This window comes from Nocardiopsis sp. CNS-639 (genome assembly GCF_000381685.1).
GTDB classification, from domain to species: domain Bacteria; phylum Actinomycetota; class Actinomycetes; order Streptosporangiales; family Streptosporangiaceae; genus Nocardiopsis; species Nocardiopsis dassonvillei.
In genome coordinates this window covers 211,659-227,273 of record NZ_KB906864.1, presented here as the reverse complement: position 1 = coordinate 227,273, position 15,615 = coordinate 211,659, and the positions used below count along the sequence as shown (strand labels likewise).

The window sequence follows — 15,615 nt, the reverse complement described above, 5'->3', positions numbered from 1 at the left end:
GAAGTACCGGTGGCGTTGTGCCAAGCCGACCACGTCACCTCCTTCTCCCGAGGAGGGCGCACGGTGGTGGCCAACCTGCAACCGTTGTGCGGGCCGCACAACCGGGCCAAATACCAACGCGAACTGCGCACACACCACCAAGGACGAGCACGGGAGCGGGGCCACCCGCCCAGCAGGGACCCGGATCCACCACCCCGAAAATGACCCCGAGTCATGCCGAACCCCGGCATGCCCGCACCCGGCAAGCGGCCCGGACCCCGCACCCACCGTGGTCGCTGCCACCGTCGCCCACCCCCACCCCGGGGGCCAGCACCGCTACCCGAGGCCGGAGGACCCGCTCGCCTTTGGTGCCAACGCAGCAGAGGCCGACCACCCCCCGACCTCAGGCGTTGGCCGCCCTTCCAGGCCACTTCGCGGCAGCTGACGCCGCCACCTCCAGTCACCACCAGCAGGTGGAGCGTTGAACGGAGCCCCCGGACACCCGCCGCCTTCGCTGCCAACGCAGCAAAGCTCAGCCGCCCCCGAACCCCAACCGTTGGCCGCCCTCCCGCACCACTACGCGGCAGCTGACGCCGCCGCCACCGGCCACCACCCGCAACCAGGTCGTTGAACGGAGCGCCCAGACACCCGCCGCCGTCGCTGCCAACGCAGCAGAGGCCAACCATCTCCCGACCCCAGGCGTTGACAGCGAACCGAACCGTTTCGCGGCAGCTGATGCCGCTACCCCGGCCACCACCAGCGGCCTGAGCGTCGAAGGGAAGCAGGAACAGCCCACCCGCCCTTCCGTTCCGCCCCCTCAGAGCACGCCCAGGCGCTCAGTCCTCGCCCAGCCACAGGTCCGGGCCGAACACCTCGTAGCGGATACGGCGGGCGGGCACCCCGGCGGCGAGCAGCTGGCCACGCACACTGCGCATGAACGGCAGCGGCCCGCACAGGTAGACCTCAGCGCCCTCGGGCAGGTCCACCCCGTCCAGGTCCATCAGCCCCCGGACAGCACCCTCGACGCCCCCGACGCCCCCACCGCCCTCAGCGCCGTCGCCGCCTCCGCCTCCGCCTCCGCCTTCGACAGCCTCCACACCATCTCCCCCGTCCACACCGTTCTCGTACCAGGTCCGGGCGCTCGCGCCGGGCAGCGCCCCGACCAGGGCGGCGGTCTCCTCACGGTGGGCGTGCTCCCCCGGGCTGCGGTCGGCGTGCAGGACCACAACCCTGCGGTCGCTGCCCTGTTCGGCGAGCCGGTTCAGCATGGCCACCATCGGTGTGCAGCCGATTCCGGCCGAGGCCAGCACGAGGGGGCGGTCGCCCTCGGACAGGGTCACGTCACCCGCGGGGGTGGAGACCATGAGGACGTCGCCCGGGACGACGGTGTCGTGCAGCAGCGTGGAGACCTCCCCCGCCGGGTCGGCCCCGACCGCGCGCAGGCGCTTGACGGTGATACGGCGGGACTCGCCGTCCCCGCCGGTCAGGGAGTACTGGCGGGCCTGGCGGACGCCGTCGGGCATGCGCATGCGGACGCTCACGTACTGGCCGGGCAGGAAGGCGGGGATCGGGTCGCCGTCCTCGGGTTCGAGGGTGAGGGAGGCGGTGTCGGGGGTCTCCTGCCGGCGCCGCGTGACCCGCCAGGGGCGCCAGACCCCGCGTCCGGTGTGCCCGCGCTCGGCGTACAGGCGGGCCTCCAGGGCGATGAGGGCTCCGGCCATGAGCCAGTAGACCTCGTCCCAGGCCCTGACGACGGCGAGGGTGGCCGCGTCCCCGAGAGTGGAGGCGATGGCGTCGAAGAGGTACTTGTGCACGATGACGTACTGGTCCTCGGTGACCCCGAGGGAGACGTGCTTGTGGGCGATGCGGGAGAGGAGGGCGTCGGGGCGCTCGTCCGGGTGCTCCAGGAGGAGGGTGGCGAAGGCGGCGATCGACCCGGCCAGGGCCCTGCGCTGTTCGCCCGAGGCCTGGTTGCCCCGGTTGAACAGGCCGTCGAGGAGTTCGGGGCGCTCGCCGAGCATCGTGTCGTAGAAGCGGGCGGTGATGGTGTCCAGGGCTCCGGCCACGGCGGGGACCGTGGCCCGGACGGTGGCGGCTGACTCGGTGGAGAGCATGCGACCTCACTTCGGAGAGGGTGTCTCGGAGCGAAAACTGGTATCTGAAATGCATATTAAATCCGCCTTCGCGACCCCCTCCTCCGGGGTCGTTCCCGCGCGAAGAGGCCAGGCGGGAGCGGTCACGCGCGGGCAGCCTAGCGGCCTGGAGGACTGCCGGACTGGAGGAGGGCCACCGGGCTACCGGACTACCGGCCTGGAGGACTACCGGTCCGGCGAAGAGAACCGTCCCCCGACAGAGCCCGGCCGTGCGCCCGTGAGCGGACGATCACGGGGCAGGCGACCACGGGCGGGCGGCCACAGGCGGACGGCCACAGGCGAACGGCCACGGAGCACCGCCGCGGGCCCTACGGGCGCAGCAGGGTCAGCGCGTCACGCGTGGGCGAGGACACCAGGGACTCCACGGTGACGCCGTCGAGCGAGGTGTAGAACGCCTCGTGCGCCTCGCGCAGGGCGCCGCGCAGGCGGCAGGCGGCACGCAACGGGCAGGGCGGATCGTCCTCGCACCCCGCGAGTTCCCCCGCGCCCTCCAGCTCGCGCACGATCGACCCGACCGAGGCCCGCCGCCCGCTCTCCGTCAGGAGGAGTCCGCCGTTGCGGCCGCGCCGCGCCTCCACCAGTCCCATGTCGGACAGCCGAGCCACGGCCTTGGCCATGTGCGTATAGGGCACGGAGAGCATCCCGGCGACGGCCCTGGTGGTGAGGAGTTCTCCCTCGTCCGCGACCGCGAGCCGCATGACCAGGCGCAGGGAGACGTCGGTGAAGGCGGTCAGGCGCATGTGTTCAACGTAGGGGACCGGCCCCGGTCACCGCTCCCCCCGGCCGGGGACGGGCGCGGTCCCCGTGGAGGGGCCGCCGTCGTCCTCGGAGTCCAGGGGCCGGTGGCGCCCGGTCTCGCGCGGCATCCAGATCAGGATCACGACCAGCCCGACCACCCCGAAACACAGCGACACCGTCGCCGCCGTGTGCAGCCCCGACATGAACGCCTCCTTGGCGGGCTCCACCAGGACCCTCCCCTGCTCCCCCAGGCTCCGGGCCAGCGCCAGGGTGCCCTCGATCGACTCCCCCGCCGACCGCAGCCGCTGGTCCGTCACACCCGTCGGGCCCTCGTCGGCGACCTCCTCCAGGGTGGGGGTGATCCCCGCCCGGTACCGGAAGGAGATGACCGCGCCCAGGATCGCGACGCCCATCGCCGTGGCCACCTGCCGGACCGTGTTCTGCACGGCGGAGGCGGCTCCGGCCCTGCCCGGCGGCACCGACGACATGATCGCGTCGGTGGCGGGGGTGAGGACCACGGCCATCGCACCGGCCTGGAGGAAGAAGAACCCGACGATCAGCGGCAGCGGCGTGTCCGGTTCGAGCTGGGTGAAGAAGAGGAAGCTGGAGCACACGCCCAGCACGCCGACCGCGGCGACCACGCGCGGCCCGGCCCAGCGCACGAGCGTCGGGCTGAGCGGCGCCATGATCATCTGCCCCAGCGCGGCGGGCAGCACCAGCAGGCCCGCGACGAACGGGGAGAACTCGCGGACGCTCTGCCAGTAGAAGCTCAGGAAGAAGATGATCCCGGACATGCTGAAGAACAGCACCATGATGGTGGCCACGGAGACGCTGAACCGCGGGTCGCGGAAGAAGCGCACGTCCAGGGAGGGGTTGGGCGCGCGCGACTCGTGCACCAGGAAGAGCACCAGCACCACCACGCCGCCGATGAGCGCGCCGTACACGTCCCAGTCCGTCAGGGAGGCCCGTTCGCCCGCGGTGATGATGCCGTAGATGAGCAGCACCAGGCCGGGGACGGACAGCAGAACCCCCAGCACGTCCAGCCTGCCGGGGTCGGCGTCGCGCGACTCGGGGATCAGGAAGAACACCAGCGCCAGGCCGAGCGCCACGAAGGGCACGTTGACGAGGAAGATCGACCCCCACCAGAAGTTCTCCAGCAGCAGCCCGCCCGCCGAGGGGCCGATGGCCATCGCCAGCCCGACCGCGCCCGCCCAGATCCCGATGGCGCGTGCGCGCTGCTCGGGCGGGAAGACGTTCGCGATGATCGACAGGGTCTGCGGCGTCACCATGGAGGCGCCGAACCCCATGACCGCGCGGGCCAGGATGAGCTGTTCGGGGGTCTGGGAGTAGGCCGACAGCGCCGAGGCCGCGCCGAACACCGTCAGCCCCACCACGATCATGCGGCGGCGCCCCCACCGGTCGCCGAGCACGCCGAAGGTGAACAGCAGGCCCGCGAAGACCAGCGTGTAGGAGTTGATCGCCCAGGCCAGCTGCGACTGGCTGGCGCCCAGGCCCCGCTCGGGGTCGGACAGCACACGCAGCGCCACGTTGAGGATCGTGTTGTCGGCCACGATCACCAGCAGGCAGATGATCAGGACAGCCAGCCCGCCCCACCTGCGCCGGTACGCCGTCTGCGCGTCCACCAACCCACCTCCACCGCCGGGGCCCACCGAAACTCACGCCGATCGGACCGTACCCGCGAACCGCTCCGACCGCGCGCTTCGGGGGGGCCGCGAACGGTGTGTCGGCCGTGTTCGGGCCGGTTCCGGAGGGAGGACGCCGACCGTCTGCGGGGCGGTTCCGGCGGGGAGCACGGGCCGGTCCCGGCGGAGGGCGGGAGCGTTCCCGTCGGGAAACATCCGACCGTCGGACCGGGTTGTAGCCGGTGCGGAGAGGCGCGGAGCGGGCATGCGATGATGCTTGCGTGCGGTGGCCGCGCCCGGTCGTCCGCGTACGCCGGTTCCCGCCTCCTCCCGCACCCGCCCGGTCCCCCGCGGACCGCCCGCGGCCCCCTCGTCCGCCCAGCGCGCGAGCGCGACAACACCATTCGTCCACACGTCCGGAGACACCCGCGAGGTGCTTCGAGACAACGGAGGGATAGCACATGAGCACCACAGGAAAGCCCCTCGCCCCGACCGGGGCCCCGACAGGAAACACCCTGTACGGCGGGGTCACCAGCCGACGCGTCACCATCCGCGACCTGGCCGCCGCCAAGGGGCGCGGCGAGCGCTGGCCGATGCTGACCGCCTACGACGCGCTCACCGCGCGGGTCTTCGACGAGGCCGGGATCCCGGTCCTGCTGGTCGGCGACTCGGCGGCCAACGTCGTCTACGGCTACGACACCACCGTCCCGGTGACGGTGGACGAACTCCTCCCGCTGACCGCGGCGGTGTCCCGCTCCACCCGGCGGGCGCTCGTCGTGGCCGACCTCCCGTTCGGCTCCTACCAGGCCTCCCCCCAGCAGGCGCTGGAGGCGGCCTCGCGGTTCATGAAGGAGGGCGGGGCCCAGGCGGTGAAGCTGGAGGGCGGCCACGCGGTGGCCCCCCAGGTGGAGCTGCTGGTCTCGGCGGGCGTGCCGGTGATGGCGCACCTGGGCCTGACCCCCCAGTCGGTGAACACCCTGGGCGGCTACCGGGTGCAGGGCCGCGGCGAGGCCGCTGCCGGACTGCTCAAGGACGCCAAGGAGATGGAGCGCGCGGGCGCGTTCGCGGTCGTGCTGGAGTGCGTGCCCGCCGAGCTGGCCGCGCAGGTGACCGAGCAGCTGTCCATCCCGACCGTGGGCATCGGCGCCGGTCCGTCCACGGACGCCCAGGTGCTGGTGTGGCAGGACATGGCCGGGCTGAGCCCGAAGGTGGCCAAGTTCGTCAAGACCTACGCCAACCTGCACGAGACGCTGCGTGAGGCGGCCTCGGCCTACGCCGACGAGGTCGTCAACGGGGCGTTCCCCGAGGAGCGCCACTCCTACGCCGGTTGAGGGGCGGGGTGAGCCCTCCCCTCTCCGGACGCCGGTGAGCACCGCCGGTCGGGTCCGCCCGACCGGCGGTGTGGCGCCGGGGTCCCGTGGTACGTGAGCCGGGCAACAGGCCGAACCGTACTCGGGAGTAGAGTCGCACCGTACCCAGCGCCGACGGGCCGGGGGTCCGGCCCTCCCGGGAGGACAGATGCGCGTCTCGATGCCGCTCCAGTACGCGGGCGATCCCAAGGCCTCCGTCGACCAGGTGGTCGAACTGGAGAAGGCCGGTCTCGACACCGTGTGGGTCGCCGAGGCCTACGGGTTCGACAGCCCCACCCTGATGGGCTACATCGCCGCCCGCACCGAGACCGTGGCCATCGGCTCTGCGATCCTGCCGCTGTACACCCGCACCCCCACGCTCATCGCGATGACAGCCGCCGGGCTGGACGACCTGTCCGGCGGGCGGGCCATCCTCGGTCTGGGTGCCAGCGGCCCGCAGGTCGTCGAGGGCTTCCACGGCGTCCCCTACGTCAAGCCGCTCGCCCGCACCCGCGAGACCATCGAGATCTGCCGCAAGGTCTGGGCGCGCGAGGACCGCCTCACCCACGACGGCACCGTCTTCCAGCTGCCGCTGCCCCCGGAGAGGGGGACCGGCCTCGGCAGGCCGCTCAAGATCATCAACCACCCCGTGCGCCCCCGGATCCCCGTCTACGTGGCCTCCCTGGGTGTGAAGAACGTGGCGCTGACCGCGGAGATCGCCGACGGCTGGCTCCCGCACCTGTTCATCCCCGAGAAGGCCGACAAGGTGTGGGGCGAGGCGCTGGCCGAGGGCAGGGCCAGGCGCGACCCGTCCCTGGGCGGGTTGGAGGTCTCCGCGGGCGGTCTGCTCGCCATCGGCGAGGGCGAGGACACCAAGAGGCTGCTGGACCTCGTACGGCCGATGATCGCCCTGTACGTCGGCGGCATGGGCGCCAAGGGGAAGAACTTCTACAACACGGTCGCCCGCCGCTACGGCTACGAGGAGGCCGCCGAGAAGGTCCAGGACCTGTACCTGGCGGGGAAGAGGGACGAGGCCGCGGCCGCCGTGCCCGAGGAGTTCGTGGAGCTGACGAACATGGTCGGCCCGGAGTCCTACGTGCGCGAGCGCGTGGAGGCCTTCCGGGCCGCCGGGGTGACCCAGCTCAACGTGACCCCAGTGGGCGAGAACCCGGCCGCCCTGGTCGGCAAGGTCAAGGAGTGGGTGTCCTGACCCCGGCCCCTGGCGGCTGGGCGCGCCCGGCGCAGCGGCGCCGGTCCCCGCGGCGGGGACCGGCGCCGTACGCGTGCGCGGGCGGGAGCACCGCGAGTCCGCGGTGGTCTCCTCGACCTCCTCGTCCGGGCGCGTGCGCGGGCGGGAGCCCCGGGCGGTCCGGAGGCGGTCGGTCCGACGCGCTCCCGCGGGGCCGGTGTGCCCGGGGGCTGCGGGTTCGGGGACTACAGACCGGTGATGCGGATGCCCGCGTGGGTCTTGTAGCGGCGGTTCACCGCGATGAGGTTGGCGGTCAGGGCCTCGACCTGGTGGGCGTTGCGCAGGCGGCCGCCGAAGACGCCGCGCACCCCCGGGATCCGCTCGGCCAGGGCGCGCACCACGTCGGTGGCCTCGCGGTCCTCGCCCAGCACCAGGACGTCGAGGTCCACCTCCTCGACCTCGGGGTCCAGCAGCACCACGGCGGACACGTGGTGGAAGGCGGCCGTGACACGGCTGTCGGGCAGCACCTCGGCGGCCTGCTGGGCGGCGCTGCCCTCGACGACGTCGAGGGCGAAGGGGCCCTTCTTGTCGAAGCCGAGGGGGTTGACGCAGTCCACGACGATCTTGCCCGCCAGCGGAGCGGCCAGCTGCTCCAGCAGCTCCCGGTGGCCGTCCCAGGGCACGGCGACGATGACGACGTCGCCCGCGGCGGCGGCCGAGGCGTTGTCCAGGCCGCGCACGTCGATCGGGGTGGACTCGGCCTCCACCAGTTCCCGGGCGGCCTTGTCGGCGCGCTCGGCGCTGCGCGAGCCGAGGTGGACGGTGTGCCCCGCCAGGGCGAGGCGGCGGGCCAGGCCCCGGCCCTGGTCCCCGGTTCCGCCCAGGACGGCGACGGACAGTCCGGCGATGTCCGCGCCTGCGGACGTGCTCTGTTCAGTCATGCGCCGATCCTGTCAGAGACGCCGCTGGAAGGCGCCCCCGGCATGGCTCCGCACAGTGGTCCGGAGCGCACGTGAGCGGTGTTCACCGCTCCTCCTCGTCGGCCTCGTCCCAGGCCTCGTTGCGCCGGGCGGCGATGGCCAGCGCGCTGGCGGCGGTGGCCTCGTCCGGGTAGGGGCCCATGCGCTCCTTGTTGGGGCAGCCGGGACCGTGCTCCACCCGGTTGTGCCGGAGGCAGTACCACCACTTGTCGTCCAGCTGAGTGTCCTCGCTCACCGTGACTCGCTTTCTACGGGACGCCGCCCGGACGGGAACGTGCTTTCCGGGGGACCTACCCAGGCCGGGACGTCCCCTACACCCGTGGGGGAGGGGCATCGTCCAGGACCGCGGGGCCGACCCACGAACTACAATCAGTGTCCATGACTACTCCGCTGGTTCCTGGGCGAATCTCGCCACAACGTTCGGTTCCCTCCCACATCGTCCGCCCGGAGTACGTCGGACGGAAGCACCCCGTGGAGGGGGTTCTGGGCGACGTGCAGACCCCCGAGACCATCGAGCGGATGCGCGTGGTGGGACGGCTGGCGGCCCAGGCGCTGGAGGAGGTCGGCCGCAACGTCCGGCCCGGCGTGACCACCGACGAGCTGGACCGGATCGGCCACGAGTTCCTGCTGGACCACGGGGCCTACCCCAGCCCGCTGGGCTACAAGGGCTACCCCAAGTCGCTGTGCTCCTCGCTCAACGAGGTGATCTGCCACGGCATCCCCGACGACACCGTGGTCTCCGACGGCGACATCGTCAACATCGACATCACCGCCTACCGGGACGGCGTGCACGGCGACACCAACGCCACCTTCCTGGCCGGGAACGTCTCCGAGGAGCACCGGCTGCTGGTCGAGCGCACCCACGAGGCCATGATGCGCGGGATCAAGGCGTGCCGGCCGGGCCGCCAGATCAACGTGATCGGCCGGGTCATCGAGTCCTACGCCAAGCGCTTCGGCTACGGCGTGGTCCGCGACTTCACCGGGCATGGCGTGGGGCCGGAGTTCCACTCGGGTCTGGTGGTGCCGCACTACGACGACCCGCGCGCGGACACCGTCATGGAGCCGGGGATGACCTTCACGATCGAACCGATGATCACGCTCGGCGGCGTGGAGTACGACATGTGGGACGACGGCTGGACGGCCGTGACGGCCGATCGCAGGTGGACCGCACAGTTCGAGCACACCCTGGTCATCACCGAGTCCGGCGCGGAGATCCTCACCCTGCCGTGACCGCCGCTCCGGTCCCCTCCCGTACGCCCACGGACGGAACGCGGCGTCCGGACGTGGCCACGGAAGGGGACCGGGGCGTAGGGTCGTGCGGGTGAAGATCCTCATCTCCGCCGACATGGAGGGCGCCACGGGCGTCACCTGGCCCGCCGACGTCGAGCCCGGCACCGAGCAGTGGCAGCGCTGCCGCGCCATGTTCACCAGCGACGTCAACGCCGCCGTCGAGGGCCTGCTGGAGGGCGGCGCCACCGAGGTGCTGGTCAACGAGGCGCACGCGACCATGCGCAACCTCCTGCTGGAGGAGCTCAACACCGACGCCACGATGATCACCGGGCGGCACAAGGAGCTGTCCATGGTCGAGGGCGTGCAGTCCGGCGACTGCGACGGCGTGGTGTTCCTCGGCTACCACTGCGGCGCCGGTGACGAGGGCGTGCTGGCGCACACCTACCTGCCCAACGCGGTGACCGGTGTGTGGCTGGACGGAGAACCCGCCAGCGAGGGCCGCCTCAACGCCGCGGTGGTCGCCGAGTACGGCACCCCGGTCATCCTGGTCACGGGGGACGACCGCGCCTGCGAGGACGCCGCGACCTACGCCCCGTTCGCGCGGACGGTCGCGGTCAAGGAGCACGTCAGCCGGTACGCCGCCCGCTGCCGTCCCCCGGCCGCGACCGAGCGGGACATCCGGGCCGGGGCGCGCGCCGCCATGACCCTGGCCGGGCGCCTGGACCCCGTCGGGCCCGAGCCCCGGGCCGTGGAGGTGGAGGTGGACTCCGCGCAGCTGGCCCAGGCCGCCGCCGTCGTCCCCGGCGTCACGCGCACGGGGGTGCGGCGCGTCCGGTACGTCTCCCCGGACGCCTACGAGATGATCCGCTGCTTCAAGGCGGTCACGACGCTCATCTCCAACGCCATGGAGGAGCGCTACGGCTGAGGCCGGGTCCGGGGCCGCGGGGGTCCGCCGCCCGCGAATGCCGGGGCGCGGCGGGCGGGGCTGGTAGAACTGTGCCGGGGAGCACCACTTCGTCACCACTGGTCACTAAGGTCCTCCCCCGTTACTGACACCTCAGCGAGAGCGAGGCGCGCTCGTGGGCCACATCGCCACTTCCTTCCCAGAGAGAACCGACGGCTTCCCGGAAGGGGCCGACGGCCTCGCGGCGGCCGGGGAGGACGCCGTCCACCTGGCCCGGGGACTCGTCCGCCGCGACTCCACCAACCGCGGGGGCGGTCAGGGCGACGAGCGCGAGGCCGCCGAGTACGTCGCCGAGGCCCTGGGCGACGCCGGACTGGACCCCCTGCTGCTGGAGTCGGCGCCCCGGCGCGCGAACGTGGTCGTGCGCGTCCCCGGCACCGACCCCTCGGCCCCGGCGCTGCTGGTGCACGGCCACCTGGACGTGGTGCCCGCCGACGCGGCCGACTGGACGCTGCCCCCCTTCGCCGGCGAGGTCGCCGACTGCCCCGTCACCGGCGTGCCCGCGCTGTGGGGGCGCGGCGCGGTGGACATGAAGAACACCATCGCCACGGTCACCGCCGTGGTGCGCCACTGGGCGCGCCACGGGCTGCGGCCCCGGCGCGACATCGTGCTGGCCTTCGTCGCCGACGAGGAGGACAGCGCCGCCTACGGCGCCGACTACCTGGTCCGCGAGCACGCCGAGCTGTTCGAGGGCTGCACCACCGCGATCGGCGAGGGCGGCGGGGAGACCATCCACGCCCGCACGGCCTCCGGGGAGCCGGTGCGCCTGTACCCGGTGGGCGCGGCCGAGCGCGGCAGCGCCTGGCTGAACCTGCGCGCCCAGGGCACGGCCGGGCACGGTTCCCGGCCCCCGCGCGACAACGCGATCGGCGCCCTGGCCGCGGCCCTGGCCCGGATCGACGGCTACGAGTGGCCGCTGCACCTGACCCCCGTCACGCGTGCGGCGATCGACGCGATCGCCGCGGCCCTGGAGGTGGAGCGCTTCCCCGGTGACACGGCGACCGCGGAGGCGGTGGACGCCCTGGTCGCCAGCCTGGGGACGGCCGCGCCGCTGATCGGCCCGACCACGCGCAACAGCGCGACGCCCACGATGTTCTCGGCCGGGTACAAGGTGAACGTGGTGCCGGGGGAGGCCACGGCGGGTGTGGACGGCCGGGTGCTGCCCGGCGCGGAGGAGCAGTTCGCCGCGGTCATGGAGGAGCTCACCGGCGACCGGGTGACCTGGGAGTACGCGCACGGTTCGCCGCCGGTGTCCGCGCCCGTGGACTCCCCCGCGTTCGCGGAGCTGCGCGAGGCCCTGCTGCTGCACGACCCCGGGGCCCACGTGGTGCCGGTGTGCCTGTCGGGGGGCACCGACGCCAAGGTCTTCTCCCGGCTGGGCATCGACTGCTACGGCTTCTCGCCCCTGGCCCAGCCCGAGGGCCTGGACTACTCGGGTCTGCTGCACGGCGTGGACGAGCGGGTGCCGTTGGAGGGGCTGCGCTTCGGGGTGCGCGCGCTGGACACGTTCCTGCGCGCCTGAACGGCGAAACCCCTGGTCGGCTGGGAGGCTGGGACTAGGGAGGGCCGGACTCCGCAAGACGTGGCCTCGAAGGGGCCGGTCGCGGGAGTGTCCGAGCAGCAGTGGTGGGGAGAGGCGTCGCGTCCGGTGGCGCGCGAGCGAGGGAGAGGGCCCAGGGTGGGAGAGGCGATGACCGAGGTGACGGACGCGGCGGTGCGGGTCGCGGACGCGCGGGGTGTGCGCGCGCTGGTCCGTCCGCCGCGCCTGCGGGAGGGCGGCCGGGTGCGTCTGGTCGCCCCGTGCAGCCCGGTTCCCGCGGAGCGGCTGGAGGCCGCGGTGGGAACGCTGCGCGGCTGGGGTCTGGAGGTGGAGCTGGCCCCGCACGTGCGCGAACGTCACCCGCGGCTGCCCTACCTGGCCGGTGCGGACGCCACGCGGGCCGCCGACCTCCAGGAGGCCTGGTGCGACCCGGACGTGGACGCGGTGCTGTGCGTGCGCGGCGGCGACGGGGCGCACCGGACGGTGGACCTGCTGGACTTCGACGCGATGCGCCGGGCCGAGCCCAAGGCGCTGGTCGGGTTCAGCGACATCACGGCGCTGCACGAGGCGTTCGCGGTGGAGCTGGGCGTGGCCACGGTGCACGGTCCCGTGGTCGGCACGGGGTACTTCGTGGGGGATCCGGTGGCCCAGGAGGAGCTGCGGGCCACCCTGTTCGAGCCCGAGCGGCGGACCGTGCTGACCTCGCCGGGCGCGCACGCGCTGGTGCCGGGGCGGGCCGAGGGGGTGACCTTCGGCGGGAACCTGAGCCTGCTCAACGACGGTCTGGCCACGCCGCACAGCCGCCTGTCGGCCTCCGGCGGCATCCTGCTGCTGGAGGACGTCGGTGAGGACGTGGCCCGGATCGACCGGATGCTCACGCACCTGCTGCGCACGGGGTGGGCGGCCGGGCTGGCCGGGGTGGCCCTGGGTTCGTGGACGGACTGCCCGCCGGGGCCGGAGGTGGTCGCCGAGCTGATGCGCGACCGGCTGGAGCCGCTGGGGGTGCCGGTGCTGTGGGGGCTGGAGTTCGGGCACTGCGCGGCCCAGCTCACGGTTCCGCTGGGGGTGCCCGCCCTGCTCGACGCGGACGGGGGCCGTCTGGAGCTGGCCGTCCCGGGACTGGTCTAGGGTCCCCGGGCGCGGGGCGGGGCCGGACCCCGCTTCGTCCCCGCGCCGACGGCGCCCGGACCCTCGTCCGCGCGGCGGTTCCGTGCACGGCGGGTACGGCCGGCGGTTACGGGAGGGCCTCTCGGCGCTCGGCTCCGGACTCCCGGCGGCCTTCCGCCCGCGCGTGGCGGACTTCACCCGCCCTCTCCATACCGCCCACTGTCCGACGGGCCGACGGGCCGACCGAGCAGCATCACCGGTATTGATATACCGATCCGGCGCCGTGGCGTTAGACTCGTCGCATGGTGCGTGAACCGCTGACCGCAGACCAGATCGAGCGCGGGCGTCTCCTGGGCGCCCTGCTCCGCCGGGCCCGCGCGGAGCGCACGATGGTCGACGTCGCGCGCGAGGCCCAGATCTCGGTCGAGACCCTGCGCAAGATCGAGGGCGGGCGCATCCCCACCCCCACGTTCTTCACGGTCGCGGCGATCGCCGCCGCGCTCGGCCTGTCCCTGGACGAACTCCTGCGCCGGGTGGACGCCGACGCGACCGCCGCCCGGGACCCCGCGACCGCCTCCCTGGCCGTCTGACTTCCCACCCGCCCCTAACGTGGGGCGTGTACCCGCGGGTACGGTTCCGTGCGCGACCCGCCTTCCGGCGGCGAACACGGGCCGGGCCGCGTCAGCCAGGACCACAGGGGGAGCACATGAACGAACAGGCGCTGAGAGTGGACGAGGCCGAGCTGCGCGGCCTGCTCGACGGCCGCTGGGCCCACGTGCGCGAACACATGCGCGACGCCCTGCGGGGAGACCTGTACGCCCCCGTGTACGGATTGTCGGTGGAGGATCACCGCGCCCGCACGCTCACCCAGATCAAGGCCCTGGCCAAGACCGACCTGCCCGCCTACGGCTTCCCCGCCTCGGTGGGCGGCCGCGACGACGTCGGCGCGTCCGTGGTCGGCTTCGAGATGCTGGTCAACGACCTGTCGCTCATGGTGAAGATGGGCGTGCAGTGGGGGCTGTTCGGCGGGGCGATCAGCGCCCTGGGCACCGAGGCCCACCACGCCGAGTACCTGCCCGGCGCGATGTCGATGGAGCTGCCCGGCTGCTTCGCGATGACCGAGACCGGCCACGGCTCGGACGTGCAGGGCCTGCGCACCACGGCCGTCTACGACCCCGACACCGAGGAGTTCGTGGTCCACACCCCCGACGAGGCGGCGCGCAAGGACTACATCGGCAACGCGGCCCGCGACGGCCGCCTGGCGGTGGTGTTCGCCCAGCTGAGCACCGGTGGCGAGGAGCACGGCGTGCACGCCCTGGTGGTCCCGATCCGGGACGGGCGGGGCAGGCCGATGCCGGGCGTGCGCATCGGCGACTGCGGCCCCAAGGCCGGGCTCAACGGCGTGGACAACGGACGGCTGGAGTTCGACCACGTGCGGGTGCCGCGCACCAACCTGCTCAACCGGTACGGGGACGTGGCCGCCGACGGCACCTACTCCAGCCCCATCGAGAGCAAGGGCCGACGCTTCTTCACCATGCTCGGAACCCTGGTCCGGGGCCGGATCAGCGTGGCGGGCGGCGCGGGGAGCGCGGCCAAGGCCGCGCTGACCATCGCGGTGCGCTACGGCGACACCCGCCGCCAGTTCACCCGGCCCGACGGCGAGGGGCGGCCCGAGCGGGAGGTGCGCGTCCTGGACTACCTGGCGCACCAGCGCAAGCTGCTGCCCGCCCTGGCCCGCACCTACGCGCTGCACTTCGCGCAGGAGGAGCTGGTCACCCGGCTGCACGAGCTGTCCCGCTCCCCCGAGCGCGACGAGCACGCCCAGCGCGAGCTGGAGTCGCGGGCGGCCGGGCTCAAGGCGGTGGCCACCTGGCACGCCAGCCAGACCATCCAGACCTGCCGGGAGGCGTGCGGCGGCGCCGGGTACCTGTCCGAGAACCGGATTCCGCAGCTCAAGGCCGACTCCGACATCTTCACCACGTTCGAGGGCGACAACACGGTCCTGCTCCAGCAGCTCACCAAGGGCCTGCTGACCAACTTCAAGGACTCGTTCGGCGACCTGGACCAGCTGGGGCTGGCCCGGTTCATGGCGGGCAAGGTCTTCGAGACGGTCATCGAGCGCACCGCCGCGATCCCGCTGATCGAGCGGCTCGTCGCGGCCGCCCCGGGGCGCGGCGAGGAGGCCAGCCTGTACAACCGGGGCTGGCAGCTGGAGCTGCTGGAGGACCGCGAGAAGCACGTCATCGAGGGCCTGGCCGCGCGGCTGCGCAGGTCCGGCAGGAACGGCGAGGACGCCTTCGACGTGTTCAACCGCGCCCAGGACCACGTGCTCGCCGCGGGCCGCGCGCACATGGACCGGGTGGTGCTGGAGGCGTTCGTGGCGGGGATCGACCGCTGCGGGGACACCGCGACCGCCAAGCTGCTCAACCGGTTGTGCGACCTGTACGTGATGTCGGTGGTCGAGGAGGACCGCGCGTGGTTCCTGGAGCACGAGCGGCTCTCCACCTCGCGGGCCAAGGCGGTCACCCAGGCGGTCAACGACCTGTGCCGGGGCCTGCGCCCCTACGCCGTGCAGCTGGTGAACGCGTTCGGCCTGCGCGACGAGTGGCTGGCCGCGCCGATCGCGCTGGGCGGCGAGCACGCCCGCCAGGGCGACCCGGTCCCCGGGCGCGGCTGAGGACCCTCCGTCGCGCCGACGCCCCTCCCCCGTGCCGGCGCCCGTCGGGGCACGGGGGAGGCGGCA

General features: G+C 73.4%; 14 protein-coding genes. 9 read left to right on the top strand and 5 right to left on the bottom strand.

Going from position 1 to position 15,615, the window contains the following annotated elements; genetic code table 11:
* Positions 1-204: HNH endonuclease (locus G011_RS32520; RefSeq protein ID WP_231391523.1), on the top strand; the 204-nt coding region annotated here is incomplete at its 5' end.
* Between the two features lie 611 nt (positions 205-815).
* On the opposite strand, the gene G011_RS0118245 is transcribed toward G011_RS32520, so the two are convergent.
* From G011_RS0118245 to G011_RS0118235, 3 genes are all read right to left on the bottom strand, one after another.
* Positions 816-2,093 (bottom strand): globin domain-containing protein, encoded by a 1,278-nt coding sequence (locus G011_RS0118245; RefSeq protein WP_019609745.1) that lies wholly within the window; start codon positions 2,091-2,093, stop codon positions 816-818.
* A 347-nt stretch (positions 2,094-2,440) separates the two neighbouring features.
* Positions 2,441-2,872, bottom strand: a complete 432-nt coding sequence (locus tag G011_RS0118240) for an Rrf2 family transcriptional regulator (protein WP_019609744.1) — start codon at positions 2,870-2,872, stop codon at positions 2,441-2,443.
* Positions 2,873-2,899: 27 nt separating this feature from the next.
* On the bottom strand, positions 2,900-4,516 hold the full coding sequence (locus G011_RS0118235; protein ID WP_019609743.1) for an MFS transporter: 1,617 nt from the start codon (positions 4,514-4,516) through the stop codon (positions 2,900-2,902).
* 458 nt (positions 4,517-4,974) lie between these two features.
* Here G011_RS0118235 and panB point away from each other — a divergent pair, with 458 nt between their 5' ends.
* Together panB and G011_RS0118225 are read left to right on the top strand one after the other, a co-directional pair.
* On the top strand, positions 4,975-5,844 hold the full coding sequence (gene panB / locus G011_RS0118230; protein ID WP_019609742.1) for a 3-methyl-2-oxobutanoate hydroxymethyltransferase: 870 nt from the start codon (positions 4,975-4,977) through the stop codon (positions 5,842-5,844).
* A gap of 187 nt (positions 5,845-6,031) precedes the next feature.
* Positions 6,032-7,072 carry an LLM class F420-dependent oxidoreductase gene (locus G011_RS0118225; protein ID WP_019609741.1) on the top strand — a complete coding sequence of 347 codons (1,041 nt, stop codon included), beginning with the start codon at positions 6,032-6,034 and terminating at the stop codon, positions 7,070-7,072.
* A gap of 224 nt (positions 7,073-7,296) precedes the next feature.
* Here the strand turns inward: G011_RS0118225 and npdG are convergent, their stop codons facing one another.
* Positions 7,297-7,992: an NADPH-dependent F420 reductase gene (npdG, locus tag G011_RS0118220; protein WP_019609740.1), complete on the bottom strand. Its 696-nt coding sequence runs from the start codon at positions 7,990-7,992 to the stop codon at positions 7,297-7,299.
* An 82-nt stretch (positions 7,993-8,074) separates the two neighbouring features.
* Positions 8,075-8,266, bottom strand: coding sequence for a hypothetical protein (locus G011_RS0118215; RefSeq protein ID WP_013154223.1), 192 nt, complete (start codon positions 8,264-8,266; stop codon positions 8,075-8,077).
* Between the two features lie 143 nt (positions 8,267-8,409).
* Here G011_RS0118215 and map point away from each other — a divergent pair, with 143 nt between their 5' ends.
* The 6 genes from map (at position 8,410) to G011_RS0118185 (ending at position 15,549) form a co-directional block, all read left to right on the top strand.
* A complete protein-coding gene (map, locus tag G011_RS0118210) occupies positions 8,410-9,261 on the top strand; it encodes a type I methionyl aminopeptidase (protein ID WP_081642986.1) in 852 nt (283 codons plus the stop codon).
* A gap of 91 nt (positions 9,262-9,352) precedes the next feature.
* The gene (locus tag G011_RS0118205; RefSeq protein ID WP_019609738.1) at positions 9,353-10,186 is read left to right on the top strand and encodes a M55 family metallopeptidase; all 834 of its coding nucleotides are present in this window, start codon (positions 9,353-9,355) and stop codon (positions 10,184-10,186) included.
* 154 nt (positions 10,187-10,340) lie between these two features.
* Positions 10,341-11,747: a M20/M25/M40 family metallo-hydrolase gene (locus tag G011_RS0118200; protein WP_019609737.1), complete on the top strand. Its 1,407-nt coding sequence runs from the start codon at positions 10,341-10,343 to the stop codon at positions 11,745-11,747.
* A 168-nt stretch (positions 11,748-11,915) separates the two neighbouring features.
* Positions 11,916-12,893 carry an LD-carboxypeptidase gene (locus tag G011_RS0118195; RefSeq protein ID WP_019609736.1) on the top strand — a complete coding sequence of 326 codons (978 nt, stop codon included), beginning with the start codon at positions 11,916-11,918 and terminating at the stop codon, positions 12,891-12,893.
* A gap of 281 nt (positions 12,894-13,174) precedes the next feature.
* Positions 13,175-13,462, top strand: a complete 288-nt coding sequence (locus G011_RS0118190) for a helix-turn-helix domain-containing protein (RefSeq protein WP_019609735.1) — start codon at positions 13,175-13,177, stop codon at positions 13,460-13,462.
* A gap of 116 nt (positions 13,463-13,578) precedes the next feature.
* Positions 13,579-15,549, top strand: coding sequence for an acyl-CoA dehydrogenase (locus tag G011_RS0118185; protein WP_019609734.1), 1,971 nt, complete (start codon positions 13,579-13,581; stop codon positions 15,547-15,549).
* The last annotated feature ends 66 nt before the right edge of the window (positions 15,550-15,615 follow it).

What these genes read in the sequence shown, in the direction of transcription:
- G011_RS0118240 (WP_019609744.1), bottom strand. Translation starts at nt 2,872, where the DNA reads ATGCGCCTGACCGCCTTCACCGACGTCTCCCTGCGCCTGGTCATGCGG.
- G011_RS0118225 (WP_019609741.1), top strand. Translation starts at nt 6,032, where the DNA reads ATGCGCGTCTCGATGCCGCTCCAGTACGCGGGCGATCCCAAGGCCTCC.
- map (WP_081642986.1), top strand. Translation starts at nt 8,410, where the DNA reads ATGACTACTCCGCTGGTTCCTGGGCGAATCTCGCCACAACGTTCGGTT.
- panB (WP_019609742.1), top strand. Translation starts at nt 4,975, where the DNA reads ATGAGCACCACAGGAAAGCCCCTCGCCCCGACCGGGGCCCCGACAGGA.
- G011_RS0118195 (WP_019609736.1), top strand. Translation starts at nt 11,916, where the DNA reads ATGACCGAGGTGACGGACGCGGCGGTGCGGGTCGCGGACGCGCGGGGT.
- G011_RS0118185 (WP_019609734.1), top strand. Translation starts at nt 13,579, where the DNA reads ATGAACGAACAGGCGCTGAGAGTGGACGAGGCCGAGCTGCGCGGCCTG.
- G011_RS0118245 (WP_019609745.1), bottom strand. Translation starts at nt 2,093, where the DNA reads ATGCTCTCCACCGAGTCAGCCGCCACCGTCCGGGCCACGGTCCCCGCC.
- npdG (WP_019609740.1), bottom strand. Translation starts at nt 7,992, where the DNA reads ATGACTGAACAGAGCACGTCCGCAGGCGCGGACATCGCCGGACTGTCC.
- G011_RS0118190 (WP_019609735.1), top strand. Translation starts at nt 13,175, where the DNA reads ATGGTGCGTGAACCGCTGACCGCAGACCAGATCGAGCGCGGGCGTCTC.